The following is a 23921-nucleotide window of genomic DNA, read 5'->3' on the forward strand; positions in this document are numbered from 1 at the left end:
GCATAAAGGCGATATCGCCACCGAAACAGCGATTCGAAACTGGCGGCAAAATGGCGATCACGTCGAGAAATTTCAATCCAATTGCCGCCCGCGCGCCAAAGTTCGCAGTTTGCCCGATTTTTCATCCAAATCGCTCAATATGCGCAAATTTCATACGCATGTGACAAATCCGCTCAAAAAACGGGCAGGCGTTCTTTTGATGCGCCGCCGCCAATGCGAGTCACAAGGAAAACCGACACCGCTCATCGGAGACGCCTATCACCGCCTTCACGCCCATATCACGCCCAGAGCCCGCTCTGCCGCAACAACCGCGCGCGCAAGGCAGTGCCGACATCCGCAGCAAACTGCGCGCGGGCAGCTCCGTTCTGGACGATCTGCGCCTGTCCGGCTCCAGCCGCGTCCTGTTTCCGCACGCAAACTACGCACGCGGACGCACCAAGGCGCTTCAGGCGGTTCTGCTCAACACCGCAGGCGGCATCACCGGAGGCGACCGTTTCTCCGTGGCCGCCGCCGCAGGCGCGGGCAGCCATCTCACCGTGACCACCCAGGCCGCAGAGCGTGCCTATCGCAGCATTGACGCCAAACCGGGACAGCTTGAGACAACGCTCACGCTTGAGAAAAACGCACAGCTCGACTGGCTGCCGCAAGAAACCATCCTGTTTGACGGGGCCTCCCTGTCGCGCAGCCTGACTGTGACAATGCACAAAACCGCGCGTTTTCTGATGGTAGAGCCGCTGATCTTTGGCCGCACCGCCATGGGCGAAACCGTGCGCAAAGCCGATATCTTTGACCGCATCACCCTGACACGTGGTGATGAGCTGCTGTTTGCAGACCGGGTCAAACTCAGCGGCAACATTCAGGCACATCTTGACCGCGCCACCATCGCAGGCGGCGCGCGCGCCATGGCCACCCTCCTGCTGGCTGCACCCGATGCGGGCCGCCATCTGGATAAGCTGCGCGCGCTTCTGCCCGCCACCGCTGGTGCCAGCGAAATCCGCGATGGCCTGCTGTTTGCGCGTATTCTGGCCGAAGACGGCCACGCCCTGCGCCAATCCCTCATTCCCGCGCTCACGCTTTTGCACGGCGCCGATATTCCCCGAACATGGATGCTCTGACCACATGCAACTGACCCCCCGTGAAAAGGACAAACTGCTGATCGCCATGGCCGCCGAAGTGGCCCGCAAACGCCTCGCGCGTGGCGTGAAGCTCAACCACCCAGAGGCCATTGCCCTGATCACCGACGCGGTGGTCGAAGGCGCGCGCGATGGCCGCTCGGTGGCCGATCTCATGCAATCGGGCGCACAGGTCATCACCCGTGACCAATGCATGGAAGGCATCGCAGAGATGATCCACGAGGTGCAGGTCGAAGCCACCTTCCCAGATGGCACAAAACTTGTGACCGTCCACAACCCAATCCGCTGACTGACGAGAGGAAGACAGACATGCAACGTTTCGCCGTCACGGCGCTCGCCACCGCCACAGCTGCCCCCGCCTTGGCCCATTCCGGCGCACATTTGCACCCTCATGCCGACCATCCGATCTGGCTGTCTCTGCTTTTGGGATCCCTCGCCGTAGGCGCCTTTGGTCTTTTCATGCGGAAGAAAAAATGATCCCCGGCGAACTGATCCCCGCAGAGGGCGACCTCACCCTGAACGCACACGCCGAAGCCACCACGCTGATGGTGGCCAACACCGGCGACCGCCCCATTCAGGTGGGCAGCCACTACCATTTTGCCGAAACCAATCCCGCACTGGATTTTGACCGCGCCGCCGCACATGGCCTGCGTCTGGACATCGCCGCCGGCACCGCCGTGCGCTTTGAACCGGGCCAACGCCGGGAGGTGCAGCTGATCCCGATTTCAGGCGCACGCCGCATTTATGGATTTAATCAGAAAGTCATGGGGCCTCTCTCATGACCTAACCCCAAGGAGATTTTGATGCAGACGATTGCCACGGGCTCGATCACGGCCTCACTGAATGGGTTTTTCTTTATGTCGCGGCTGATGGAGCGCAACATGCGCACCTCGCACGCGATGACAAAGGCACTGATGACATCCATGACGATGCCCTATCTGGTGAGCACATCGCCAGCTTTGGCCACGCCAAAACCTACGGCGGTGAAACCAAAACAGGCGACCAAACCCGCCGCGCCCCGGCGCAAAGCTGCACCAAAAACAAAACCGACCACCGCGCGCCGCGCGGCTTCCGCAACGGCTGCCAAACCTGCCGCGACAGAGCCAAGCATCAAAACGGTCACCGCCAAAACCGAAGCACCGGCAAAACCGGTCACCACAACACGCAAAGCAAAGCCAGAAGCAAAAGCGGCCCCAAAGCCCAAAGGTGCCGCCACACCACAACCAAAGCCCGCATCCAAGCCTGCTGCCAAACCTGCGGCAAAGGTGGTGGCAAAAACCGCCGCACCCGCGCCCAAAGCAGAGACAGACCCAGCGCCAGCGGCACGCAAAACCAAACGCCAGCCTTCCAAACCGCCGGCCATGCCGCCCGCTGCAGCCGAGACGGCCAAACCGAAAAAATAACGGGGCGCACGACCACGTTCTGCGCCTGCCAAACCAACAGAGACCCCTTTTATGCCAGCAAAAATTTCCCGCTCCGACTACGCCGCCATGTTTGGCCCCACCGTGGGTGACAAGCTGCGCCTCGCTGACACCGATCTTGTGATTGAGGTGGAGCGGGATTTGACTGCTGAGAAAGCCGGAAACGGCAACGCGCTGAGTTATGGCGAAGAGGTCAAATTCGGCGGCGGCAAGGTGATCCGCGACGGGATGGGCCAAGCACAGACCACCCGCGCCGAAGGCGCTGTGGACACAGTGATCACCAACGCGCTGATCGTGGATCACACCGGCATCTACAAAGCCGACGTGGGCCTTAAGGATGGGCGCATCGCCAAGATCGGCAAGGCGGGCAACCCCGACACCCAACCCGGGGTGGACATCATCGTAGGTCCCGGCACCGAAGCCATTGCGGGCGAAGGAAAAATCCTCACCGCAGGCGGCTTTGACAGCCATATCCACTATATCTGCCCGCAGCAGATCGAGGATGCGCTGCACTCCGGCCTCACCACCATGCTCGGCGGTGGCACCGGCCCAGCGCACGGCACTTTGGCCACCACCTGCACCCCCGGCCCATGGCACATTGGCCGCATGCTGCAATCCGCCGACGCCTTCCCGATGAACCTCGCCTTTGCGGGCAAGGGCAACGCCTCCCTGCCTGCCGCCATCGAAGAGCAAGTGAAGGCAGGCGCCTGCGCGCTCAAACTACACGAAGACTGGGGCACCACGCCCGCTGCGATTGATTGCTGCCTTTCGGTGGCCGACGCCATGGACGTGCAGGTGATGATCCACACCGACACGCTCAACGAATCTGGTTTTGTGGAAAACACCGTAGCCGCCATGAAAGGCCGCACCATCCACGCCTTCCACACTGAGGGCGCAGGTGGCGGCCACGCACCGGACATCATCAAGATATGCGGCGAAGAGCATGTGCTGCCCTCCTCCACCAACCCCACACGGCCCTTCACTGTGAACACCGTGGATGAGCATCTGGACATGCTCATGGTCTGCCACCATCTCGACAAATCCATCCCAGAGGATGTGGCCTTTGCCGAAAGCCGCATCCGGCGCGAGACCATCGCGGCTGAGGATATCCTGCATGACATGGGCGCTTTCTCAATCATCGCCTCTGACAGTCAGGCCATGGGCCGCGTCGGCGAAGTGTTGATCCGCACATGGCAGACCGCGGACAAAATGAAAAAACAGCGCGGCCGTCTGCCCGAAGAAATCGGCGAGAACGACAATTTCCGCGTCCGCCGCTATATCGCAAAATACACCATCAACCCCGCCATCGCCCATGGCATCGCCCATCAGATCGGCTCCATTGAGGAAGGCAAGCGCGCTGATCTCGTGCTGTGGAACCCGGCCTTCTTTGGCGTGAAGCCGGAAATGGTGCTGATTGGCGGCTCTATCGTCTGCGCGCAGATGGGCGACCCTAACGCCTCCATCCCAACGCCCCAGCCGGTCTATTCCCGCCCGATGTTTGGCGCCTACGGCCGCGCTGTGGAAAACGCGGCTGTGGTGTTTGTGTCAGAAGCGGCACAAGCCGAAAACATCAGGGCGTCACTGGGCTTGGCAAAACAAACCCTCGCGGTTCAGAATACCCGCAAGATTGGCAAGTCGGATCTGAAGCTGAACGCCGCCACCCCGGAAATCGAAGTCCACCCAGAGACTTACGAGGTGCGCGCGGACGGTGAGCTTCTGACCTGTCAGCCTGCCGAGGTGCTGCCCATGGCACAGCGGTACTTTATGTTCTGACCGGAGGCCCTATGCGCGCACTACTTCTCGCCCTCACCTGCTTTGCCAGCCCTCTTGCTGCGCAATGCCCCACCGCATCCGATATGGAAACCGGCATCCGCCTTGAGGATAAGGACGGTGCCATGGAGACGTATCAGAGCTTTGGCGCAAACCATGTCCGCGGCCTCTGGGAAGACACCACCGGCATTCAATCCAAATACGTCCTGCTTAAAGGGCTCTATATTGTGGAGCAGTTTGATCTGGAGGATGGCAACGCCATTCCTGACAGTCGCGCCACACACAGCTATCCGATCAGCCCAGAAGATGCGCCCCTGCCCGTCGCCGGTGGGCGCTGGGACACAAAAGTGGTCACCATGGACACCGAAGGCGTCGAAAGCCGTGTGGAAAGCTATGTCTTCGGAGACACAACCCGCATCACGTTGGGTGGTTGCAGCTACGACATGATCCCGGTCACAGGCATTTACTACGATGACGACGGCTACGAGGAAACGCTGCACTACCTGCCGGAGCTTGGCTTCTCCTATCTGTCGGAAGCCCGCTACACCAACGAAGCCCCAGACCGCTATGTCTATGTCGATATCAAAGCGGTGCCATAACACCTTAAGGCCACGCTGCATTGCAGCGTGCGCAAAACAGCTATGACGAAAGACCCTGTGCACATGCCAGACCTTTTCCCCCATATTCATCGCCAGGGGAGGACCGAACGTTTTTATCGAACTGAGGTTCAAAATGGCACTCACAGACACAACATCCGCCGCACCGTTTGCGCTTGGCAAACTGCTGGCAGCACCCTTCCGGGCAATCGGCAATGGCCTGATCGCGCTGGCAGAAAACAACAGCCGCGTACAGCAGATCGAAACGCTGAACGCCATGTCCGATGCAGAGCTGGCCAAACGGGGCCTGCGCCGCGAAGAAATCGTGCGCCACGTCTTCCGCGACTACATGCATCTCTGATCCTGCGGGCAACCGGGGGGGCGTCATGACCGCTCTGCCCACCGCCCGCGCTTATCACAGCCACGCCCATGCCCCCGCTGCGGGGCAGGTGGCGCTGAGCTACGAAGACCGCTTCCTGCGCCGCAAAACCCTGCGGCTGGAAGACGGCAGCCGCCTCCTCGTCGATCTGCCCAAAACCACATCGCTTGATCATGGCGGTGTTCTGGTGCTGAGCGACGGGCGCGAAATCACCGTGACCGCCGCGCCTGAGCCGCTCTTGCAGGTCACAGCAGATGATCTCACCCGCATCGCCTGGCACATCGGCAACCGCCACACCCCGTGCCAGATCGAGGAGGGCCGCCTGCTGATCCAACCCGACCACGTGATCAAAGACATGCTGGGCCTTTTGGGCGCAACCGTGACCGATGTGACCGAGCCATTCACGCCCGAAGGCGGCGCTTATGGCCATGGCCGCACCCATGGGCACGATCACAGTCATCCGCACGCCCATGACCACACACATGATCACAGCCACGATCATGACCACCCGCATGAGCACTGATCCAATTCTCACATTGGCCCAATGGCTGTCCCCTGCCTATCCGGTGGGGGCTTTCACCTACAGCCACGGGCTGGAGGCGCTGGTAGAGTGCGGCACGGTGCACAATGCCGCCAGCTTTTCAGACTGGCTCACCGACACGCTTACACATGGCGCGGGCCACAATGATGTCATCCTGCTCGCCGCCGCCTACAACGCGGACGATCTGAGTGCCCTGACGGAGGTGGATGACCTCGCCCGCGCGCTCGCCCCCTCTGCCGAGCGTCTGCTGGAAACCGATCAGCAGGGCGCGGCGTTTGTGCGCACCGCCAGCACCATCCACGACCTTGATCTGACGCAGCTCACCTATCCAGTCGCCGTGGGCCGCGCCGCGCGCCTGCAAGACCTGCCGCTGCCAGAGACCGCCCGCTTCTTCCTGCACGCCTTTGCCGCCAATCTCACCTCCGCCGCCACACGCCTTGTGCCTTTGGGACAGACCGAGGCGCAAAGCGTGCTCACCGCCCTCACCCCGCTGTGCCAGTCCATCGCAGATCAGGCGATCACAGAGCCGCTCTCGGCCATTGCCTCTTCTACATTTGCTTCTGACATCGCCTCAATGCGGCATGAAACCCAATACTCCCGGCTGTTCCGGTCCTAATCACAGGAAACCCACATGACCTCCTCCGCTTCCCCCCATGGCCCTCTCCGCATCGGCATCGGTGGCCCTGTTGGCGCTGGCAAAACCACGCTCACCGCCAATCTTTGCCGTGCCCTGCGCGACAAGCTCTCCATCGCCGTGGTCACCAATGACATCTACACCCGCGAAGACGCCGAGGAACTGATGCGCCAGCAGGTGCTGCCGCTCGAACGCATCAAGGGCGTGGAAACCGGCGGCTGCCCCCACACCGCAATCCGCGAAGACGCCTCCATCAACCTCGCCGCCATAGATGAACTCACCAAGGAAATCCCCGATCTCGACATCGTGCTGATCGAATCCGGCGGCGACAATCTCTCCGCCACCTTCAGCCCAGAACTGGCCGATCTCACCATCTATGTGATCGACACCGCCGCAGGCGAAGAGATCCCGCGCAAGGGCGGCCCAGCGATCACCCGCTCTGATATTCTGATCATCAACAAGACCGATCTTGCGCCCTACGTTGGGGCCTCGCTTGAGGTCATGGAGCGTGACGCCACAAAAATGCGCGGCACGCGCCCCTTCCTCTTCACCTCCCTGCGCCACGGCAAAGGGCTGGAGGCGCTGCTGCCGCTGATTGGCGACATCGGCGGCGTGCCTGCCCTCATGAGCGAATAGGCGGAACAGTTTCCCAAGAAACACACCCCGCAGGGCGTCTCATTCCCAAAATATCCCCGCCGGAGGCATCCTGCGCTTCAACCAGCGCGCGCGCCGCGCTATGAGCGCAAAAGGCAGCAACCGGCGGAACCAACCATGATCGAGCTTCAAAACGTCAGCCTCTCTTACGGGGACCGCGAGGTTCTGCGCGATCTCTCTCTGCGCCTGACGGAACGCCGCATCGCAATCATTGGCGCAAATGGCTCCGGCAAATCCACCCTCGCACGCCTGCTCAATGGCCTCGCCCTGCCCAGCACGGGCGACGTGCTGGTGGATGGGCTGAACACCCGCAAACAGGGCCGTGACGTGCGTCGCAAAGTGGGCTTTGTGTTTCAGAACCCCGACAACCAGATCGTCATGCCCATCGTCGAAGAAGACCTCGCTTTTGGCATGAAAAACTGCGGCTTCTCCAAGGCCGAGATCGCCGCAAAAACCGCTGAAATCCTTGCGCGCTACGATCTCAGCGACCTGCGCGAACACCCCGCGCACCTGCTGTCTGGCGGCCAAAAACAGCTGATTGCCATCTCTGGCGTGCTGGTGATGGAGCCTGACATCGTGGTGATGGACGAGCCAACCACGCTGCTGGATCTGCGCAACAAACGCCGCATTGCCCGCGCGGTGGCTGCCTTGGATCAGCAGGTGATCACCGTCACCCATGATCTCGATCTGCTCACCGACTATGACCGCGTGATTGTGATTGATGAGGGGCGCGTCTTTGCTGATGGTCTGCCTGCCGAGGTCATCCCCGCCTATCAGGAGCTCATGGCCTGATGCTGGATCTTTACTCACCTGGCCATTCGCCACTGCACCGCATGCGCCCGTCCCTGAAAATGGGCGCGCTGATGGTCGGGGCCACACTCCTGATGATCAACCAAAGCCTGCCAATCACCGTGGCCGCCGCGCTGGCCATCCTTGCGCTCTATCCGCTGGCGCAACTCACGCTCAAACAGGCTTTCGCGCAAGTTCGCCCGCTGCTGTGGATATTTGTGCTCTTTTTTGCAGTGCAATGGTATTTTTCAGGTCTCACACTGGCCACCTATGTGGTGCTGCGTCTGGCCGCGCTGATCCTGCTTGCCAGCCTTGTCACCCTGACCACGCGCTCCTCTGACATGATCGACACGATGACGCGCGCGCTTCGTCTCTTGCGCCCACTTGGCGTAAACCCCGCCAAAGTCAGCCTCGCCATCTCGCTCGCCCTGCGCTTTATCCCTGTGCTCGCCCAAATCATGACCGAGGTGCGCGAGGCGCAGAAAGCGCGTGGGTTGGAACGCTCTGTCATTGCAGTGGCCATGCCCATGGCAATCCGCGCCATCAAGATGGCGGATGATATTTCTGATGCCATCGATTCACGAGGATATCGTTCCTAAGTCCGCCCCGTTAGCGCCCGATGCACTTGAGCCCTCAGCGGCTTTTGCGCACCCCTCCAGCCAAACAGATTTCTGACAAGGGACGGACCAGATGGACACCGCACTCAAACAAGGCTTCGCGACCAAAGACATCGTCTATATCGCGCTCTTTGCCGCTCTCACCGCCGCACTTGGCCTGATGCCCCCAATCCACTTCGCAGGCGCGGCACTGCCGCCGATCACTGCGCAGTCGCTGGGTGTGATGCTTGCGGGTGCTGTGCTTGGGTCCAAACGCGGTGGTCTTGCGTTGCTGCTGTTCATCGCGCTTGTGGCCGTGGGCCTGCCGCTTCTGTCCGGTGGCCGTGGCGGTTTTGGCGTGCTGGTCGGCACATCTGGTGGCTTCCTGCTCGCATGGCCTTTCTGCGCCGCCCTCATCGGCTGGCTCATTGAGCGTGATAGCGACGCAAGTGCTGTCAAAACAGGTATTTACGTCGCAATCGGTGGCATTGCCCTGATGTATGCGGCTGGCATTCCTTGGATGGCCTTCATCGGCAAACTGGGCCTCACCAAGTCTCTGACGATCATGGTGGCCTACATCCCCGGCGATCTGGTAAAGGTGGTTCTGGCGACAATCATCGCCCGCGGTCTGCGCCGCGCCTTTCCAACGCTCTGAGGACGCGCTTGCCTTTACGACACGCAATAGATCATCACGCCCGCCAGCGCCCCGACGCGCTGGCGGTTGCTGTTTCTGACACCCGCCTGACCTACGGCGTATTGCATCGACGGCTGCAACGTCTGCATGCGGCCCTCAGCGCCCTGCCCGCACAGCCCCGTGCCGATCTCACCCTACCCGAAAACGCCCGTCTCTTTGCGCTTTCCGCAGGCAACCACCCCAATGCCCCCACGCTCTTGGCAACCGCACTGGCCACGCCCCATGCGGTCACCCTGCTCGATCCCCACTGGCCCGACACCCTGCACCAACGTGTGCTCGCCAAACTCCCGCCAGACGCGCTGTTCTGCCTCTCCTCCCAAACCGCGCTCATCGCCGCCGCTGAGCGCCTCGGCATCCCCGCTATCCGCATCGACACCGCCGATTTTGACGCCTTCCTTGCTGCACCCAAAGACATCCCTTTCACCGATCCGCGCGCGATCTTCATGGTGGGCTTCACCTCCGGCACCACGTCAGAACCCAAAGCCTTCGCCCGCGCCCGCCACAGTTGGCGCGCCTCGCTTGATGCCAGCCGCCTCGCCTTTGCCCTGACCGAGCAGAGCAACACCTTTGCCCCCGGCCCGCTGGCCCACGGCATCACGCTCTACGCACTCGCCGAAACGCTGGAACTTGGCGCCGCCTTCCACGCTCTGCCGAAATTTGATCTCACCGCCGCCCATAAAGCCATGGCAGAGACCCGCCGCATCGTCGCCGTGCCGAGCCTGCTCGGCGCGCTCTGTCACGGCGCGCCGGTGGATCAGGTCGTTGAAATCACCACCGCCGGGGCCAAGCTCGATCCAGCCCTTCTGACAAAGGCGCGCAGCCATTTCCCCCGCGCCCGCGTGCATGAATACTACGGCGCGTCCGAGCTGGGTTTTGTCAGCCTCAACACCCACGGCCGCCAAAGCTCCTCCGCCCCCGCCCATTCCGTGGGCCGCCCCTTCCCGCATGTGGAACTCTCCCTGCGCCAGAACGGCCAAGAGGTCGCCCAAGGTGAACCCGGCACCATCTTTGTGCGCGGGGATCTGGCGATTGACAGCTACCTCTGGGGCGGGCGCACCTCCGGCTTCCGCCGCGAAGGCCCATGGGCCACCGTCGGCGATGTGGGCAAACTCAACAATGACGGCAGCCTCAGCCTATTGGGCCGCGAAGGCGGCATGGTCATCACCGCCGGCCACAACGTCTATCCGCAGGAAATCGAAACCGCGCTCTCTGAAATCCCCGGCGTGTCTGCGGCCGTGGTGCTCGGCGTCGCCCATCAGTCGCGCGGCCAAGAACTGGTGGCTATTGTCGAAGGCGACACGCCGCTGGATGAGCTCCGCTCCCAACTCGCCATCCGTCTGCCGCGCTACAAACTCCCGCGCCATTTCTACCGCACGCAGGACTGGCCTCTGACCAGCTCCGGCAAACCGGACCGCGGGCGCCTGCTCTCCTGGCTCAGCAAAAAGGACGCGCGCCTTGTCCCTGCTGCCACCTGAGCTGCCAGCTGAGCGCCAGCCGGTCATCATCACCGCCCGCCGCAGCGCCATTGGCCGCGCAGGCGGCATGTTTGCCTCCCTGGATGTCGAAGAGCTCACCGCCCCCGTGCTGCAAGCCACCCTCGCCGACGCGGGCCTCCCCCCCGATCAGCTCGACGATGTGATCCTTGGCAACGCCGCAGGCCCCGGTGGCAACGTGGCCCGCCTCGCCGCGCTACACGCAGGCTTCCCCACATCCATCCCCGGCGTGACTGTCGATCGCCAATGCGGCTCCGGTCTTGAGGCGGTGATGTTGGCCTGCCACCTCATCATGGCAGGCGCAGGCACCGCCTATCTCGCGGGTGGCGTCGAAAGCCAAAGCCGCGCGCCCCTGCGCACCCTGCCCGCCAGTGGCACCCTGCCCGCCCAAAGCTACAAACGCGCGCGCTTTGCACCCGACAGCATCGGCGATCCAGAGATGGGCGCCGCCGCCGACACGGTGGCAGATGAATTCAACATCTCCCGCGCCCGCCAAGACGCTTTTGCCCTGCGCTCCCAACAACGCGCAACTGAGGCCCGTGCCGCGGGTCGTTTGACCGCCGAAATCACCCCAATCGCAGGCCACACCCTCGACGAATGCATCCGCGACAGGATGACAGCCGAGCGCCTCGCCCGCCTGCGCCCTGCGTTCAGCAAAGATGGCACAGTGACAGTGGGCAACGCCTGCCCCCTCAACGATGGCGCGGCTGCGCTGCTGATCACCACGGCCGCCAAAGCGCGCACACTGGGTCACACCAAAGCCCTCGCCTACCTTGGTGGCGCGGCGGCAGGTGTGGACCCCAATATTCTTGGCATCGGCCCCGTCGCCTCCACCCAAAAGCTGCTCAAGCACCACCCAAATCTGAACCTCTCCGACCTCACGCATCTGGAGTTCAACGAAGCCTTCGCCGCGCAGGTGCTCGCCAGCCTTGATGCGCTAGGGCTCAACGAAACCCTGCCCAACAAAGACGGCGGTGCCATCGCCCTTGGCCACCCTTTCGGGGCCTCGGGTGCCATCCTTGTGGTGCGCCTGTTCAGCCAACTCATCCGCCTACCCGCGCCCGAAGAGGCCCTCGCCATGGCCATGATCGGCATCGGCGGCGGCCAAGGGCTGACCGCCGCTTTCCAGCCCACACGCCTCTAAGCGCTTCTCATTCTTCAAATATCCCGGGTGAAGTTACACCTTTGGTGTGACGAGGGCAGCGCCCTCAAAACAAAAACGGGGCCGCACTGCGACCCCGTCTCAAATCTCACATCAGACGTGCTTATTCATCTTCGTCATCCAGCATCCGCACCGCGCCGAGCGAGGCGTTGGACACGTGCTGTGCATAAACCTTCAGTGCTTTGGACACCGCACGAGGGCGTCCCTCGGCTTTCCAGAACTTCTTGCCCGCCTGCGGGTGGTTGTCGCGGCGGCGTTGCAGTTCTTCGTCGCTCACATCCAGATGGATGGTCCGGTTGCGCACGGAAATGCGGATTTTGTCGCCATCTTCCACCAGGCCAATCACGCCTTTCTCTGCCGCTTCCGGCGAGGCGTGGCCAATCGAAAGGCCAGCAGTACCGCCAGAGAAACGCCCATCAGTCAACAGCGCACAGGTGTGATCCAGCTTCTTGGATTTCAGATAGGCGGTTGGGTACAGCATCTCCTGCATGCCCGGCCCACCTTTTGGCCCTTCGTAGCGGATCACCACCACGGAATACGGCTGCACCTCATTCTGCAAGATGCCATGCATCGCATCTTCCATGGATTCAAAGACCTTCGCAGTGCCTTCAAACTCATACATCTGTTTGATCACACCGGCGGTTTTCAGGATACAGCCCTGCTCTGCGATGTTGCCAAACAGCACGCAAAGCCCACCTTCTTCGGAATAGGCATTGGCAAAGTCACGCACGCAGCCGTCTTCCACGTCCAGATCCAGTTCGGTGTACATCCGCGACTGGCTGAAGGCCTCTGTGGTGCGCACGCCGCCGGGGGCCGCGATGAACAGATCGCGCGCTTCATTGCCGGCGGTTTCGCGGCGCACATCCCATTTGTCGATGAATTCGCCCACGGTGCGCTCATGCACGGTTGCGCAGTCGCGGTGGATCTTGCCCTCGCGCTCCAGCTCGCCCATGATCCGCGCAATGCCGCCGGCGCGGTGCACATCTTCCATGTGGTATTTCGGCGTTGAGGGCGCCACTTTGCTCAGGTGCGGGATCTCGCGGCTCAGGCGGTCCATATCCGCCATGGTGAAATTCACGCCACCCTCATGGGCAATCGCCAAGAGGTGCAGAACCGTGTTGGTAGACCCACCCATGGCAATATCGAGCGCCATGGCGTTTTCAAAAGCCTTGAAGGTCGCAATGCCACGCGGCAGCGCGGTCTCGTCACCTTCTTTGTACCAGCGGTCACACAGCTCGATAATCTTGTGACCGGCTTCTTCAAACAGCCCGCGGCGTTTGGAGTGGGTCGCCAGCAGCGAGCCATTGCCCGGCAGCGCCAGACCCAGCGCTTCCGCCAGACAGTTCATCGAGTTCGCAGTGAACATGCCAGAGCAGGAGCCACAGGTCGGGCAAGCAGAGCGTTCCAGCTTGTCTACTTCCTCCTGGCTGCGGTCTTCATCGGTCGCACCCACAATGGCGGTCACGAGGTCGGCCTTATGCTCGCCGTCTTTCAGGATCACCTTACCGGCTTCCATCGGGCCACCGGAGACAAAGATCGCCGGAATGTTCAGGCGCATTGCCGCCATCAACATGCCGGGGGTGATCTTGTCACAGTTGGAAATACACACCAGCGCATCCGCGCAGTGGGCATTGGCCATATACTCCACAGAGTCCGCAATCACTTCGCGGCTTGGCAGGGAATAGAGCATCCCGTCATGGCCCATGGCAATGCCGTCATCCACCGCGATGGTGTTCATCTCTTTGGCCACACCACCGGCTTTCTCAATCTCACGCGCCACCAGCTGGCCCATGTCCTTAAGATGCACGTGACCGGGCACAAATTCGGTGAATGAGTTGACCACCGCCACAATCGGCTTGCCAAAGTCTTCCGTTTTCATACCCGTCGCCCGCCATAGCGCGCGCGCAGCCGCCATTCGGCGACCGAATGTGGAGGTCTTGGAACGAAGATCGGGCATTTTATGCTCTCCTGAGGATGGCGTGGGCACCAAGTCTGATACCCCATTCATTTCTGGTCTGCACGGGTGCCATTCAAGAGGCCGGAATGCAAGCAAGATCAGAAATTTTGTTGCTCAAAATCACCGCACATCTTTCAGGATCAATCAATTGACACCCCAAATTGAGACCTACCTCCCAGTTTGAGGCTAAAATCAACGTAATCACGCGCGTGACAATCGCGCCCAGATCACTCAAAGAGATGGGCTTCGCTCTCTATGCACGCTATAGATGTGACAGGCAATCCCGCGCCGTAAAATCACACGCGCTTGCTGCAAGTGGCACATTGATACAGCGGCCTTTCCGTCACCCAATGGTCAGATGCGCCAGCAGTTCTGCGGCGTTTTTCACCTCGAACCGTTTCAACAGACGGGCGCGCACATCTTCTACCGTTCTTGGGGACAATCCCAGCTCACGGGCGATCTCCTTGCTGGTCAGCCCGCGCCCCAACCCGCCCACCACCTGCCGCTGCCGCAGGCTGAGTGACAACGACGGCCCGTCATGGATCACCGCAATGCTCATCACCAACTGCGCCAGCGGGTCCTCCGGCGTTCGGGTCTGCGCCCGAAACCGGCACCAGATCTGCCGCCCATCGCGCCGCCGCAACATCCGCTCATCGCTATAGGCTGTGTCCGCACGCAACGGCGCCAGCCCAATGTCGCGCACCCGGTCAAATTCTTCTGTGGTGTCATACAGCAGTCGAAAGGATTGCCCGATCAGCTCCGTCTTCCGGTAGCCCATCATTGCCGCAAAACTGTCATTACAGCCCCGGATCACCCGATGTTGCGTGACCACAATCCCCACCGGAGCGGCCTCATAGGCCAGCATATCCCAATCCATCACCTTCTCCCGCAGAACCGTAATCCTACGGTATTGATACCGTATACTGCCGCAATCCATGCTGAACCCATAGCTTTTTGTTGGCCTATGCGTCCCATCGCAGGCCCCGCGCCACCGCAGCTGGCGCGCATTTGCGAGGTTTGACCATGCCTTTAGACACTGACCGCCTGATTGCGCGCATAGACAGCATGCGCGAAGATCTGATCGCGCTGACCCAAGATCTGATCCGCATCCCAACACTCAACCCCCCCGGCGAATGCTATCGCGAAATTTGCGATTATCTCGACACCCGCCTCACCCGGCACGGGTTTGACACCCAGCTGATCCGCGCCCATGGCGCACCGGGAGACAGCGACAAATACCCCCGCTGGAATGTTCTGGCCCGCAAAGAGGGCCACCACCCCGGCGAGTGTGTGCATTTTAACAGCCACACCGATGTGGTGGAGGTCGGCCACGGCTGGACCTTTGATCCCTTCGGCGGGGAGATTTCAGACGGCAAAATCTATGGTCGCGGCGCTTGTGATATGAAAGGTGGGCTGGCCGCCTCTATCATCGCTGCCGAAGCCTTCATCGCCGAGTTCCCCGATTTTCACGGAGCCATTGAAATCTCCGGCACAGCGGATGAGGAAAGTGGCGGCTATGGCGGTGTGGCCTATCTGGCCGAGCGCGGCTTCTTTGCGCCAGAGCGGGTGCAGCATGTGATCATCCCGGAACCCCTGCACAAAGACCGCATCTGTCTTGGCCATCGCGGCGGCTGGTGGGCCGAAATCGAAACCTTCGGCGAAATCGCTCATGGGTCCATGCCTTTCTTAGGCGACTGTGCGGTCCGCCACATGGGTGCTGTGCTCGACAAATTTGAAAGCGACCTCTACCCCGCCATGGCCTCACGCCGCACCGATATGCCCGTGGTGCCCGAAGGCGCCCGGTCCTCCACCATGAACATCAACTCGATCCACGGTGGCCAGCTTGAGCAGCCCGAAGATTTCACCGGCCTGCCCGCCCACTGCGTGCCTGACAGCTGCCGCATCGTGATCGACCGCCGCTATCTGGCCGAAGAGTCGCACGCCGAAGTCTCCGGCGAAGTTGAGGGCCTGCTCAACGATCTTTCCGCCCAGCGCGAAAACTTCCGCTATGAAATGCGCGAGCTCAATCATGTCGCGCCTTCGATGACAGACCGCGCCGCGCCCGTTGTCACCACGGTGGACCGCGCCATTCAGGATATTCTTGGCAAATCACCTGATTATGTCGCCAGCCCCGGCACATATGACCAAAAACATATTGATCGCATCGGCAAGCTCAGGAACTGTATCGCCTATGGGCCGGGCATTTTAGAAATGGCCCACAAACCAGACGAATATATCGGCATCGACGATATGGTCGACAGCGCCAAAGTCATGGCCCACAGCCTGACACAGCTTTTGCTGCCGCCAGAAGATGTATAAGAAACTACTCCGGCCCAGTGCGCTCTAAGCCTGCGCCCAAAAACAATAAAAACCAGAATGATAAGGGAGAAAGACATGACATTTCACACGTCAAAGCTGGCCCTGACCAGCCGGATCGCCAGCACCGCCGCCCTCGCCACAGTCCTGTTTGCGGGCGCATCCTTCGCGCAAACCGACATCACCGTCGCGCTTCAGCTTGAACCACCACATCTGGATCCGACCTCCGCCGCAGCTGGTGCCATTGACAGCGTGCTTTACTCCAACGTCTTTGAGGGGCTCACCCGCTTCGCCAGCGACGGTGCGGTCATCCCCGGCCTCGCCAAAAGCTGGGAAATTTCCGAGGACGGCCTCACCTACACCTTCATGCTGAACGAAGGGGTGACCTTCCATGACGGCAGCGCCATGGACGCGGAGGATGTGAAATTCTCCCTCGACCGCGCCCGCGCCGAAGACAGCGCCAATGCCCAAAAAGCCCTGTTTGCCGGGATCACCGATGTCACCGTGGTTGATCCGCTCACCGTTCAGGTCACGCTAGAGGCCCCCAACGGCAGCTTCCTGTTCAACATGGCTTGGGGCGATGCGGTGATCGTGGCCCCTGAAACCATCGCCGACATCAAAACAACCCCGATCGGCACAGGCGCTTTCAAGTTTGAAAACTGGGTGCAGGGCGATCAGATCACGCTGGCGCGCAATGACGCCTATTGGGGCACCCCAGCCGCGCTGTCTGACGTGACCTTCAAGTTCATCTCAGATCCCACCGCCGCCTTTGCTGCGATGATGGCCGAAGACATTGATGTCTTTGCCGGGTTCCCAACACCCGAAGCCCTGCCACAGTTTGAGGCGGACCCGCGCTTTCAGGTGCTGGTCGGCAGCTCTGAGGGGGAGACCATCCTCTCCACCAATAACAAAATGCCCCCGCTAGATAATGTGAAGGTGCGCAAGGCCATCGCCCATGCGATTGACCGCTCTGCCATCATCGACGGGGCCATGTTTGGCCTTGGCACGCCGATTGGCACCCATTTTGCGCCACACAATCCCGATTACGTCGATCTGACCGGCAACTCCCAATATGACCCGGAGCTGTCCAAGAAACTTCTGGCGGAGGCGGGCTTTGCCGATGGCTTCACCACCACGCTGAAACTGCCGCCACCCTCCTATGCCCGTCGCGGCGGCGAAATCATCGCCGCACAGCTGCGCGCTGTGGGCATTGAGACCGAGATATCCAATCTGGAATGGGCCCAATGGCTGGAGCAGGTGTTCCGGGGCAAAGACTTTGGGCTCACCATCGTCAGCCACACCGAACCCTTTGACATCGGAATCTACGCCCGCCCGGAATACTACTTTCAGTATGACAATGCGGAATTCCAGAAGATCATGGAAACGCTGAACAAAGTCAGCAAACCCGCCGAGCGCAGCGCGATCTTACAAGTGGCGCAAACCATGATCGCCGAGGATTATGTGAACGGCTACCTGTTCCAGCTGGCCTTCCCCACCGTCGCCAAAGCAGGCGTCAAAGGTCTCTGGGAAAACCAGCCCACCCAGGCCACCGATCTCACCGCCGTTACTTGGGCGGAGTGACCAAATTTGACCAGCGTCGCCTCTGTGGCGGCGCTGCACCGATCCATTGACCCAGAAGGGGCGCAGCCATGATTGATCACATCCCTGCCGGACAAGTGCCCAGCCGCGCTGGCACACCGGAGTATTTCACCGGCACGGTGCGCCTCGATCTGATCACCGAAAGCCGCGCCCCATCAGAGCTGTTTGCAGCGCGTGTGACGTTTGAACCGGGCGCACGCACTGCGTGGCACACCCATCCGGTGGGCCAGACCCTGCATGTGCTCTCCGGCGTCGGCCTGATCGCGTTGCGTGGCGAAGCCCCGCGCACCATCCGTCCGGGCGACACCATCTGGATCGAACCCGGTGTGGAGCATTGGCACGGCGCAACACCGAACACCGGCATGTGCCACCTCGCCATGCAACAGGTCAAAGACGGCTCCGGCGCGGACTGGCTCGAACATGTGACCGACACAGACTACCTGATGCCCCCCGCCGAATGACCAACGCCCCAACGACCTGACCAGCCACCCTGAATCACGCAATGCTCCGCTACACCCTCAAACGCGCGCTCTCACTCGGGCTCAGCCTGATCGTGGCCTCCCTCGTGATCTTCTTTGTGATCGAGGTAGTCCCCGGAGATCCGGCCAGCTTCATGCTGGGCCTCAATGCCCAGCCCGACACCATCGCCGCCCTGCGCGCAGAACTGGGTCTGGATGTGCCCAAGTTTGAGCGCTATCTCACATGGGTTGGCGGGATGTTGCAGGGCGATTTTGGCCTCTCCTACACCTATCGCACCCCGGTGACAGAGATGATAGGCGACCGCATCTGGGTCTCCCTGCCACTGGCGCTTTATGCGCTTACGCTGTCCACCCTGATCGCCTTTCCCGCAGGCATCTACGCCGCCTCCCGTCGCGGCAAAGCAGGGGATATGGCGGTCATGGGGGCCACCCAATTTGGCATCGCCGTGCCAAACTTCTGGTTTGCGATGATGCTGGTCCTGATCTTTGCCATCAACCTGCGCTGGTTCTCTGCCGGGGGCTTTGTCGGTTGGGACAAAGGCTTTGGTGCCGCCCTGAAATCCCTCACCCTGCCCGCCATTGCGCTGGCCTTGCCACAATCCGCCATCCTCGCCCGCGTCATGCGTTCCTCGCTTCTGGATGTGCTTGGCGAAGATTTCATGCGCACCGCCCGCGCCAAGGGCCTCACACAAAGTCAGGCCATCCTGCGCCACGGGTTGCGCAACGCAATGATCCCGGTGCTGACCATCATCGGCATGCAGTTCTCCTTCCTGCTCGCAGGCGCGATCATCATTGAGCAGGTCTTCTTCCTGCCCGGCCTCGGCCGCCTGATCTTCCAGTCCATCTCCGCCCGCGACCTGATCGTGGTGGAAAGCGTGGTCATGCTCTTGGTGTTCCTCGTGATCCTCGTCACCTTCCTTGTCGATCTCGCCTACGCCGCGATTGATCCCCGCCTGAGGGCCCGCACATGAGCCTGTCGCGCAACATCCTGCTTGGCGGTCTGCTCTGCCTGATCGTGGTCAGCGCCGCGCTCACAAGCTTTGTCTGGACGCCTTATGACATCACCACGATGGACATCCCCAACAAGCTGCAAACACCCAGCGCGGTGCATTGGTTTGGCACCGACCACTTCGGACGTGACATCTTTTCAATGATCATGGTTGGCGCACGCACCTCGCTCGCCGTGGCGCTGGTGGCTGTAGGCATCGGCATGGGCCTTGGCGTGCCCCTTGGCCTCTGGGCCGCCGCGCGACAAGGAGGCTGGGCCGACGAGCTGATCATGCGCGGCAACGATCTGATCTTTGCCTTCCCCAGCCTCGTGATCGCCATTCTGATCACCGCCATCCTCGGCCCCGGCGCGCTCAACGCGATCCTTGCCATCGGCATCTTCAACGTGCCGGTCTTTGCCCGCCTCACCCGCGCAGGCGCGCTGCCGCTCTGGCAACGCGATTTCATACTCGCCGCCCGCGTCGCAGGCAAATCCCGCACCCTGATCAGCCTCGAGCACATCCTGCCCAATGTCGCCAACCTCCTGATCGTGCAGGGCACCATCCAGTTCTCCCTCGGCATCCTTGCAGAGGCAGGTCTCAGCTACGTCGGTCTTGGCGCACAGCCGCCCACGCCCTCCTGGGGCCGCATGCTGGCGGATGCGCAAACCATGGTCTCTTTCGCGCCCCACCTCGCGCTGATCCCCGGCCTCGCCATCATCTCCGCCGTGCTGGGCCTCAACCTCTTGGGCGACGGATTGCGGGACTGGCTGGATCCGAAAATCCGCGTGGTGCGCACATGACCCTGCTTTCCGTGCAAAACCTTTCGCTCAGCATCGGCCCCACCCCGATTCTGAAAGACATCAGCTTCACCATCGCGCCGGGCGAAATCCTCGCGGTCACCGGCGAAAGCGGTTCCGGCAAATCCATGACAGCCCTCGCGGTGATGCAGCTCCTGCCCGACTCCGCACAGGCACAAGGCCAGATCCTGTTAAACGACACCGACCTGCTGACCCAGTCCGAATTCGACCTCTGCACCATGCGCGGCAATGACATCGGCATGGTGTTTCAGGAGCCGATGACCGCGCTCAACCCGCTGCAGACCATTGGCACACAGGTGGCCGAAACCATCCGCATCCACTGTGTTATGCCCAAGGCCGAAGCCCGCGCGCAAGCCGCCGCCATGCTCACGCGTGTGGGCCTGCCCCAAGACCGCTTCCCCCTCAACCGCTATCCGCATGAGCTGTCCGGTGGTCAGCGCCAGCGCGTGGTCATCGCCATGGCCATCGCCCGCCGCCCGCGCCTGCTGATCGCTGATGAGCCGACCACTGCTCTGGATGTCACCACCCAGGCCCGCATCCTTGATTTGCTGAAAGATCTCGTCGCCGAGTTTGACATGGGCCTTCTGATGATCACCCACGATCTCGCCGTGGTTGCCGATATGGCCGACCGGATTGTGGTCATGCGCAAAGGCGAAATTGTCGAACAAGGCGCAACCAAGCAGCTGCTTTCCAATATGCAGCACCCCTACACCCGCGCGCTCTTTGAGGCCTCAGGCCACACCGTCGATCTGCCTGCGCCGCAAGGCACGCCTGCCCCGATCCTCACGGTGCAAAACGCCGTCCGGAACTACGCCCTGCCCCGCACTCAACTCTTCGCCCCGCGCACCTTTCACCGCGCTGTCAACGATGTGTCCTTCACCATTCACCAAGGCGAACGGGTCGGGCTGGTCGGCGAATCCGGCTGCGGAAAATCGACCCTAACACGGGCTATTCTTGGGCTGGAGCCGGTGCAAAGCGGCACAATCACCGCCTTTGGCCACCCGGTTGGCGGGGGCATGCCCGCCGCGCTGCGCATCAAAACGCAGGTCGTCTTTCAGGATCCCTACAGCAGCTTCAACCCGCGCCACCGCGTCGCTCGCATCCTGACAGAACCTTTTCATCTGGTGCAAGACCCACCCAAAGGCGCGGCCCTGCAGAGCCTCATCGGCGACGTCCTCACCGATGTTGGCCTCACGCCTCAGGACGCGCAAAAATACATCCACGAGTTCTCCGGCGGCCAGCGCCAGCGCATCGCCATCGCACGCGCCCTGATCACCCGCCCCGAGCTCATTATCTTTGACGAGGCGGTCTCTGCCCTCGATGTCTCTGTGCGCGCGCAAATCCTTGACCTGATCGCCGATCTCTCCCGACGCCACAGCCTCGCCTATCTTTTCATCTCCCACGACCTCTCCGTGGTGCGCACCGTCACAGACCGCGTTTTGGTCATGCAAAACGGCGAAATCGTCGAGGAAGGCGAGACCGAAGCGGTCTTTGCCACCCCGCAACACAGCTACACCCAAAGCCTGATCGCCGCCGCCCCTGTCCTACCCAAACTCGCCATAGAGGAGACCACCGCATGAGGCTTCTGATCAACGGCGTGCGCCTGTTTTTGGATTTTGACGGGCCGGAATGGGTCGCAGATGGCCCCACGCTGCGGCAGAAACCAACATTGATCGTCCTGCACGGCGGCCCCGGAGCGGATCACTCAATATTCAAACCGCATTACGCCGCCGCGCTTTCCGACCTCTGCCAGATTCTTTACCTCGACCACCGCGGAAATGGCCGCTCTGATGATGGCGATCCCGCACTCTGGACGCTTGAGCAATGGGCCGACGATCTCGCCACCCTCTGTGATGCGCTGGAAATCACCGATCCGATCCTCTACGGCGGCAGCTTTGGCGGCTTTGTCGCGCAGGCCTTTGCCACAAAATACCCCGACCGCCTCGCAGGCCTCATCCTGTCCAACACCACCGCACAGGTCGATTTCCCAACGATCTACAACGCCTTTGGTCAATTGGTCGGCCCGGAGGCTCAAGCGGCTGCACAAAACTACTGGGGCAATCCCACGTCCGCCTCCCGCGCCACCTACGGCCGGATCTGCGTCCCCCACTATACCCAAACCGCGATAGAGCCCGACTTCTGGTCCCGCGTGATGATGAAGGACCCAGTGGCCCTGCATTTCAACGGCCCCACCAATGAAATGGGCCGCTTTGATTTCCGCGCAGCGCTCGCCAAGGTCACCTGCCCCAGCCTGATCATCAGCGGCGACAAAGATCCGATCATGCCTAGCGCCTTTTCCGAGACCATCACTGCCGCGCTCACCCACAGCGACGCGGCCCACCATTGCCTGCCAAACTGCGGCCACCTGCCCGCGTTTGACACCCCTGACACCTATTTCAACCTCTTGCGAAATTTCCTCCAACGCATTCCCTCAAAGGACACTAAATGACTTCCGATCTCTGGTTTGACCCATCCAAATGCCTCATCGGCGGCACATGGCAACCAGCCCTCTCCGGCGACACACTGGCGCTGACCAACCCCTCAGACGGCAGCCTCCTTGCCACCATCGCCCGCGGGGCCAAGGCAGACATCGACGCCGCCGTGGCCGCCGCACAGGCCGCGCGCAACAGCGACTGGGGCCGCGCCACCGCTGTGGAACGCGGGCGCATCCTCACCCGCATCGGCCAGCTGGTGATGGAGCACGCCGAAACACTCGCCCAGCTAGAGGCGCAGGACGTGGGCAAACCGCTGACACAGGCGCGCAACGACGTCACCGCATTGGCGCGCTACATGGAGTTTTACGGCGGCGCAGCAGACAAAGTGCATGGCGAGACCATCCCCTATCTGGAAGGCTACACCGTCTACACCCTGCGCGAGCCATTCGGCGTGACCGGCCATATCGTGCCGTGGAACTACCCGATGCAGATCATTGGCCGCTCGGTCGGTGCCGCGCTCGCCATGGGCAACGCTTGTGTTCTCAAACCCGCAGAAGAGGCCTGTCTCACCGCGCTGGCCTTTGCCGATCTGGCGCAACAGGCAGGCCTGCCGGACGGCGCGCTCAATGTGGTGCCGGGTCTGGGCGCCGAAGCCGGGGCCGCGCTCGCTGCCCACCCCGATGTAAACCACATCTCCTTCACCGGCTCGGTGGACACCGGCCGCCTTGTGCAAACCGCCGCCGCAGAAAACGTCGTGCCGGTCACGCTGGAACTGGGTGGCAAATCCCCGCAACTGGTCTTTGCAGATGCCGATCTCGATGCCGCCCTGCCCTTCCTTGTGAACGCAGGTATCCAGAACGCAGGCCAGACCTGCTCGGCCTCCTCCCGCATTCTGGTGGAACGCAGCGTCTATGAAGAGGTCAAAACCCGCATGAGCGCCGCTTACAAAGCCATGCGCGCCGCCCCCGCCATGGAGGATGCCACCCTCGGCCCGCTGATCTCCGCACGGCAAAAAGACATCGTGTCAGACTTCCTCACCAAAGGCGCAGACCTGACCATCGCCGCCCAGGGCGAAATCGCCACCGACGCCCCCGGCCACTACGTGCCCCCCACGCTCTTTGCCGATGTGCCCACCGATCACCCCCTCGCGCAACAGGAAATCTTCGGCCCCGTGCAGGTCCTGATCCCCTTTGACACAGAAGACGAGGCCCTGCAGATCGCCAACAGCACCAAATACGGCCTCGTCGCCTCGGTCTGGTCGCAAAACGGCGCGCGTCAGTTGCGTCTGGCCAAACAGCTCAACGCTGGTCAGGTCTTTCTCAACAACTACGGCGCAGGCGGCGGGGTCGAGCTGCCCTTCGGCGGCACCGGCCACTCCGGCCACGGCCGCGAAAAAGGCTTTGAGGCCCTCTTCCACTTCTCCCAGCTCAAAACCGTGGCCGCTCTGCACGGCTAGGCTTCTCATT

At 61.7% G+C, this 23921-nt stretch carries 26 protein-coding genes; 23 read left to right on the forward strand and 3 right to left on the reverse strand.

Annotation, left to right across the window (positions count from 1 at the left end; all coding sequences use genetic code 11):
• Window positions 1-455: 455 nt before the first annotated feature.
• From J7413_RS05105 to J7413_RS05120, 4 genes are read left to right on the forward strand one after another with little or no spacing between them, the layout of a single operon-like run.
• Window positions 456-1115, forward strand: a complete 660-nt coding sequence (locus J7413_RS05105) for an urease accessory protein UreD (protein WP_247743370.1) — start codon at window positions 456-458, stop codon at window positions 1113-1115.
• A gap of 4 nt (window positions 1116-1119) precedes the next feature.
• Window positions 1120-1422 carry an urease subunit gamma gene (locus J7413_RS05110; RefSeq protein ID WP_209096929.1) on the forward strand — a complete coding sequence of 101 codons (303 nt, stop codon included), beginning with the start codon at window positions 1120-1122 and terminating at the stop codon, window positions 1420-1422.
• A gap of 20 nt (window positions 1423-1442) precedes the next feature.
• Complete coding sequence (locus J7413_RS05115; RefSeq protein WP_209096931.1) at window positions 1443-1610, forward strand: peptidase M23; 168 nt, start codon at window positions 1443-1445, stop codon at window positions 1608-1610.
• Entirely contained in the window at window positions 1607-1915 is a 309-nt protein-coding gene (locus tag J7413_RS05120; RefSeq protein WP_209096941.1) for an urease subunit beta, read from the forward strand. The genes J7413_RS05115 and J7413_RS05120 overlap by 4 nt, the downstream gene beginning before the upstream one ends.
• Before the next feature lie 152 nt (window positions 1916-2067).
• Here the strand turns inward: J7413_RS05120 and J7413_RS05125 are convergent, their stop codons facing one another.
• The gene (locus J7413_RS05125; protein ID WP_209096943.1) at window positions 2068-2496 is read right to left on the reverse strand and encodes a hypothetical protein; all 429 of its coding nucleotides are present in this window, start codon (window positions 2494-2496) and stop codon (window positions 2068-2070) included.
• Window positions 2497-2587: 91 nt separating this feature from the next.
• On the opposite strand from J7413_RS05125, the gene ureC reads away from it, so the two are divergent.
• From ureC to J7413_RS05180, 11 genes are all read left to right on the forward strand, one after another.
• Window positions 2588-4327, forward strand: a complete 1740-nt coding sequence (gene ureC, locus J7413_RS05130; RefSeq protein WP_209096945.1) for an urease subunit alpha — start codon at window positions 2588-2590, stop codon at window positions 4325-4327.
• An 11-nt stretch (window positions 4328-4338) separates the two neighbouring features.
• A complete protein-coding gene (locus tag J7413_RS05135; protein WP_209096947.1) occupies window positions 4339-4923 on the forward strand; it encodes a hypothetical protein in 585 nt (194 codons plus the stop codon).
• A gap of 133 nt (window positions 4924-5056) precedes the next feature.
• Window positions 5057-5281 carry a DUF1127 domain-containing protein gene (locus J7413_RS05140; protein WP_209096949.1) on the forward strand — a complete coding sequence of 75 codons (225 nt, stop codon included), beginning with the start codon at window positions 5057-5059 and terminating at the stop codon, window positions 5279-5281.
• A 25-nt stretch (window positions 5282-5306) separates the two neighbouring features.
• The gene (ureE, locus tag J7413_RS05145; protein WP_209096950.1) at window positions 5307-5822 is read left to right on the forward strand and encodes an urease accessory protein UreE; all 516 of its coding nucleotides are present in this window, start codon (window positions 5307-5309) and stop codon (window positions 5820-5822) included.
• Entirely contained in the window at window positions 5812-6456 is a 645-nt protein-coding gene (locus tag J7413_RS05150) for an urease accessory protein UreF (RefSeq protein WP_209097330.1), read from the forward strand. The genes ureE and J7413_RS05150 overlap by 11 nt, the downstream gene beginning before the upstream one ends.
• A 15-nt stretch (window positions 6457-6471) precedes the next feature.
• A complete protein-coding gene (gene ureG / locus J7413_RS05155; protein ID WP_209096952.1) occupies window positions 6472-7110 on the forward strand; it encodes an urease accessory protein UreG in 639 nt (212 codons plus the stop codon).
• Window positions 7111-7245: 135 nt separating this feature from the next.
• Window positions 7246-7920, forward strand: coding sequence for an ATP-binding cassette domain-containing protein (locus J7413_RS05160; protein ID WP_209096954.1), 675 nt, complete (start codon window positions 7246-7248; stop codon window positions 7918-7920).
• Window positions 7920-8516, forward strand: a complete 597-nt coding sequence (locus tag J7413_RS05165; RefSeq protein WP_209096956.1) for an energy-coupling factor transporter transmembrane protein EcfT — start codon at window positions 7920-7922, stop codon at window positions 8514-8516. Before J7413_RS05160 ends, J7413_RS05165 begins: the two co-directional genes overlap by 1 nt.
• 91 nt (window positions 8517-8607) lie before the next feature.
• Window positions 8608-9168, forward strand: coding sequence for a biotin transporter BioY (locus J7413_RS05170; protein WP_209096958.1), 561 nt, complete (start codon window positions 8608-8610; stop codon window positions 9166-9168).
• Between the two features lie 8 nt (window positions 9169-9176).
• Window positions 9177-10682 (forward strand): AMP-binding protein, encoded by a 1506-nt coding sequence (locus J7413_RS05175; RefSeq protein ID WP_209096960.1) that lies wholly within the window; start codon window positions 9177-9179, stop codon window positions 10680-10682.
• The gene (locus J7413_RS05180) at window positions 10663-11844 is read left to right on the forward strand and encodes a thiolase family protein (protein WP_209096962.1); all 1182 of its coding nucleotides are present in this window, start codon (window positions 10663-10665) and stop codon (window positions 11842-11844) included. The genes J7413_RS05175 and J7413_RS05180 overlap by 20 nt, the downstream gene beginning before the upstream one ends.
• 121 nt (window positions 11845-11965) lie before the next feature.
• Here J7413_RS05180 and ilvD read toward each other — a convergent pair whose 3' ends face one another.
• On the reverse strand, window positions 11966-13819 hold the full coding sequence (gene ilvD, locus J7413_RS05185) for a dihydroxy-acid dehydratase (protein ID WP_209096964.1): 1854 nt from the start codon (window positions 13817-13819) through the stop codon (window positions 11966-11968).
• Window positions 13820-14162: 343 nt separating this feature from the next.
• Window positions 14163-14696: a PAS and helix-turn-helix domain-containing protein gene (locus J7413_RS05190; RefSeq protein ID WP_209096965.1), complete on the reverse strand. Its 534-nt coding sequence runs from the start codon at window positions 14694-14696 to the stop codon at window positions 14163-14165.
• Window positions 14697-14842: 146 nt separating this feature from the next.
• Between J7413_RS05190 and J7413_RS05195 the strand changes: the two genes are divergently transcribed.
• From J7413_RS05195 to J7413_RS05230, 8 genes are all read left to right on the forward strand, one after another.
• Window positions 14843-16138, forward strand: coding sequence for an acetylornithine deacetylase/succinyl-diaminopimelate desuccinylase family protein (locus J7413_RS05195; RefSeq protein WP_209096967.1), 1296 nt, complete (start codon window positions 14843-14845; stop codon window positions 16136-16138).
• Between the two features lie 75 nt (window positions 16139-16213).
• Window positions 16214-17716: an ABC transporter substrate-binding protein gene (locus tag J7413_RS05200; RefSeq protein WP_209096969.1), complete on the forward strand. Its 1503-nt coding sequence runs from the start codon at window positions 16214-16216 to the stop codon at window positions 17714-17716.
• A 68-nt stretch (window positions 17717-17784) separates the two neighbouring features.
• Window positions 17785-18195: a cupin domain-containing protein gene (locus J7413_RS05205; protein WP_209096971.1), complete on the forward strand. Its 411-nt coding sequence runs from the start codon at window positions 17785-17787 to the stop codon at window positions 18193-18195.
• A 41-nt stretch (window positions 18196-18236) separates the two neighbouring features.
• A complete protein-coding gene (locus J7413_RS05210) occupies window positions 18237-19184 on the forward strand; it encodes an ABC transporter permease (RefSeq protein ID WP_209096973.1) in 948 nt (315 codons plus the stop codon).
• Window positions 19185-19186: 2 nt separating this feature from the next.
• Window positions 19187-20002, forward strand: coding sequence for an ABC transporter permease (locus tag J7413_RS05215; RefSeq protein WP_209097331.1), 816 nt, complete (start codon window positions 19187-19189; stop codon window positions 20000-20002).
• Complete coding sequence (locus J7413_RS05220; RefSeq protein WP_209096975.1) at window positions 19999-21600, forward strand: dipeptide ABC transporter ATP-binding protein; 1602 nt, start codon at window positions 19999-20001, stop codon at window positions 21598-21600. The genes J7413_RS05215 and J7413_RS05220 overlap by 4 nt, the downstream gene beginning before the upstream one ends.
• Window positions 21597-22469 carry an alpha/beta fold hydrolase gene (locus J7413_RS05225; RefSeq protein WP_209096976.1) on the forward strand — a complete coding sequence of 291 codons (873 nt, stop codon included), beginning with the start codon at window positions 21597-21599 and terminating at the stop codon, window positions 22467-22469. Before J7413_RS05220 ends, J7413_RS05225 begins: the two co-directional genes overlap by 4 nt.
• Window positions 22466-23911, forward strand: coding sequence for an aldehyde dehydrogenase family protein (locus J7413_RS05230; protein WP_209096978.1), 1446 nt, complete (start codon window positions 22466-22468; stop codon window positions 23909-23911). Before J7413_RS05225 ends, J7413_RS05230 begins: the two co-directional genes overlap by 4 nt.
• The last annotated feature ends 10 nt before the right edge of the window (window positions 23912-23921 follow it).

It is taken from the genome of Shimia sp. R10_1 (genome assembly GCF_017744095.1).
GTDB lineage: Bacteria > Pseudomonadota > Alphaproteobacteria > Rhodobacterales > Rhodobacteraceae > Shimia.

Coding starts and splice junctions, on each gene's coding strand:
- J7413_RS05110 (WP_209096929.1), top strand. CDS start 1,120: ATGCAACTGACCCCCCGTGAAAAGGACAAACTGCTGATCGCCATGGCC.
- J7413_RS05115 (WP_209096931.1), top strand. CDS start 1,443: ATGCAACGTTTCGCCGTCACGGCGCTCGCCACCGCCACAGCTGCCCCC.
- J7413_RS05120 (WP_209096941.1), top strand. CDS start 1,607: ATGATCCCCGGCGAACTGATCCCCGCAGAGGGCGACCTCACCCTGAAC.
- J7413_RS05125 (WP_209096943.1), bottom strand. CDS start 2,496: ATGGCCGGCGGTTTGGAAGGCTGGCGTTTGGTTTTGCGTGCCGCTGGC.
- ureC (WP_209096945.1), top strand. CDS start 2,588: ATGCCAGCAAAAATTTCCCGCTCCGACTACGCCGCCATGTTTGGCCCC.
- J7413_RS05135 (WP_209096947.1), top strand. CDS start 4,339: ATGCGCGCACTACTTCTCGCCCTCACCTGCTTTGCCAGCCCTCTTGCT.
- J7413_RS05140 (WP_209096949.1), top strand. CDS start 5,057: ATGGCACTCACAGACACAACATCCGCCGCACCGTTTGCGCTTGGCAAA.
- ureE (WP_209096950.1), top strand. CDS start 5,307: ATGACCGCTCTGCCCACCGCCCGCGCTTATCACAGCCACGCCCATGCC.
- J7413_RS05150 (WP_209097330.1), top strand. CDS start 5,812: ATGAGCACTGATCCAATTCTCACATTGGCCCAATGGCTGTCCCCTGCC.
- ureG (WP_209096952.1), top strand. CDS start 6,472: ATGACCTCCTCCGCTTCCCCCCATGGCCCTCTCCGCATCGGCATCGGT.
- J7413_RS05160 (WP_209096954.1), top strand. CDS start 7,246: ATGATCGAGCTTCAAAACGTCAGCCTCTCTTACGGGGACCGCGAGGTT.
- J7413_RS05165 (WP_209096956.1), top strand. CDS start 7,920: ATGCTGGATCTTTACTCACCTGGCCATTCGCCACTGCACCGCATGCGC.
- J7413_RS05170 (WP_209096958.1), top strand. CDS start 8,608: ATGGACACCGCACTCAAACAAGGCTTCGCGACCAAAGACATCGTCTAT.
- ilvD (WP_209096964.1), bottom strand. CDS start 13,819: ATGCCCGATCTTCGTTCCAAGACCTCCACATTCGGTCGCCGAATGGCG.
- J7413_RS05190 (WP_209096965.1), bottom strand. CDS start 14,696: ATGGATTGGGATATGCTGGCCTATGAGGCCGCTCCGGTGGGGATTGTG.
- J7413_RS05195 (WP_209096967.1), top strand. CDS start 14,843: ATGCCTTTAGACACTGACCGCCTGATTGCGCGCATAGACAGCATGCGC.
- J7413_RS05200 (WP_209096969.1), top strand. CDS start 16,214: ATGACATTTCACACGTCAAAGCTGGCCCTGACCAGCCGGATCGCCAGC.
- J7413_RS05205 (WP_209096971.1), top strand. CDS start 17,785: ATGATTGATCACATCCCTGCCGGACAAGTGCCCAGCCGCGCTGGCACA.
- J7413_RS05210 (WP_209096973.1), top strand. CDS start 18,237: ATGCTCCGCTACACCCTCAAACGCGCGCTCTCACTCGGGCTCAGCCTG.
- J7413_RS05220 (WP_209096975.1), top strand. CDS start 19,999: ATGACCCTGCTTTCCGTGCAAAACCTTTCGCTCAGCATCGGCCCCACC.
- J7413_RS05225 (WP_209096976.1), top strand. CDS start 21,597: ATGAGGCTTCTGATCAACGGCGTGCGCCTGTTTTTGGATTTTGACGGG.
- J7413_RS05230 (WP_209096978.1), top strand. CDS start 22,466: ATGACTTCCGATCTCTGGTTTGACCCATCCAAATGCCTCATCGGCGGC.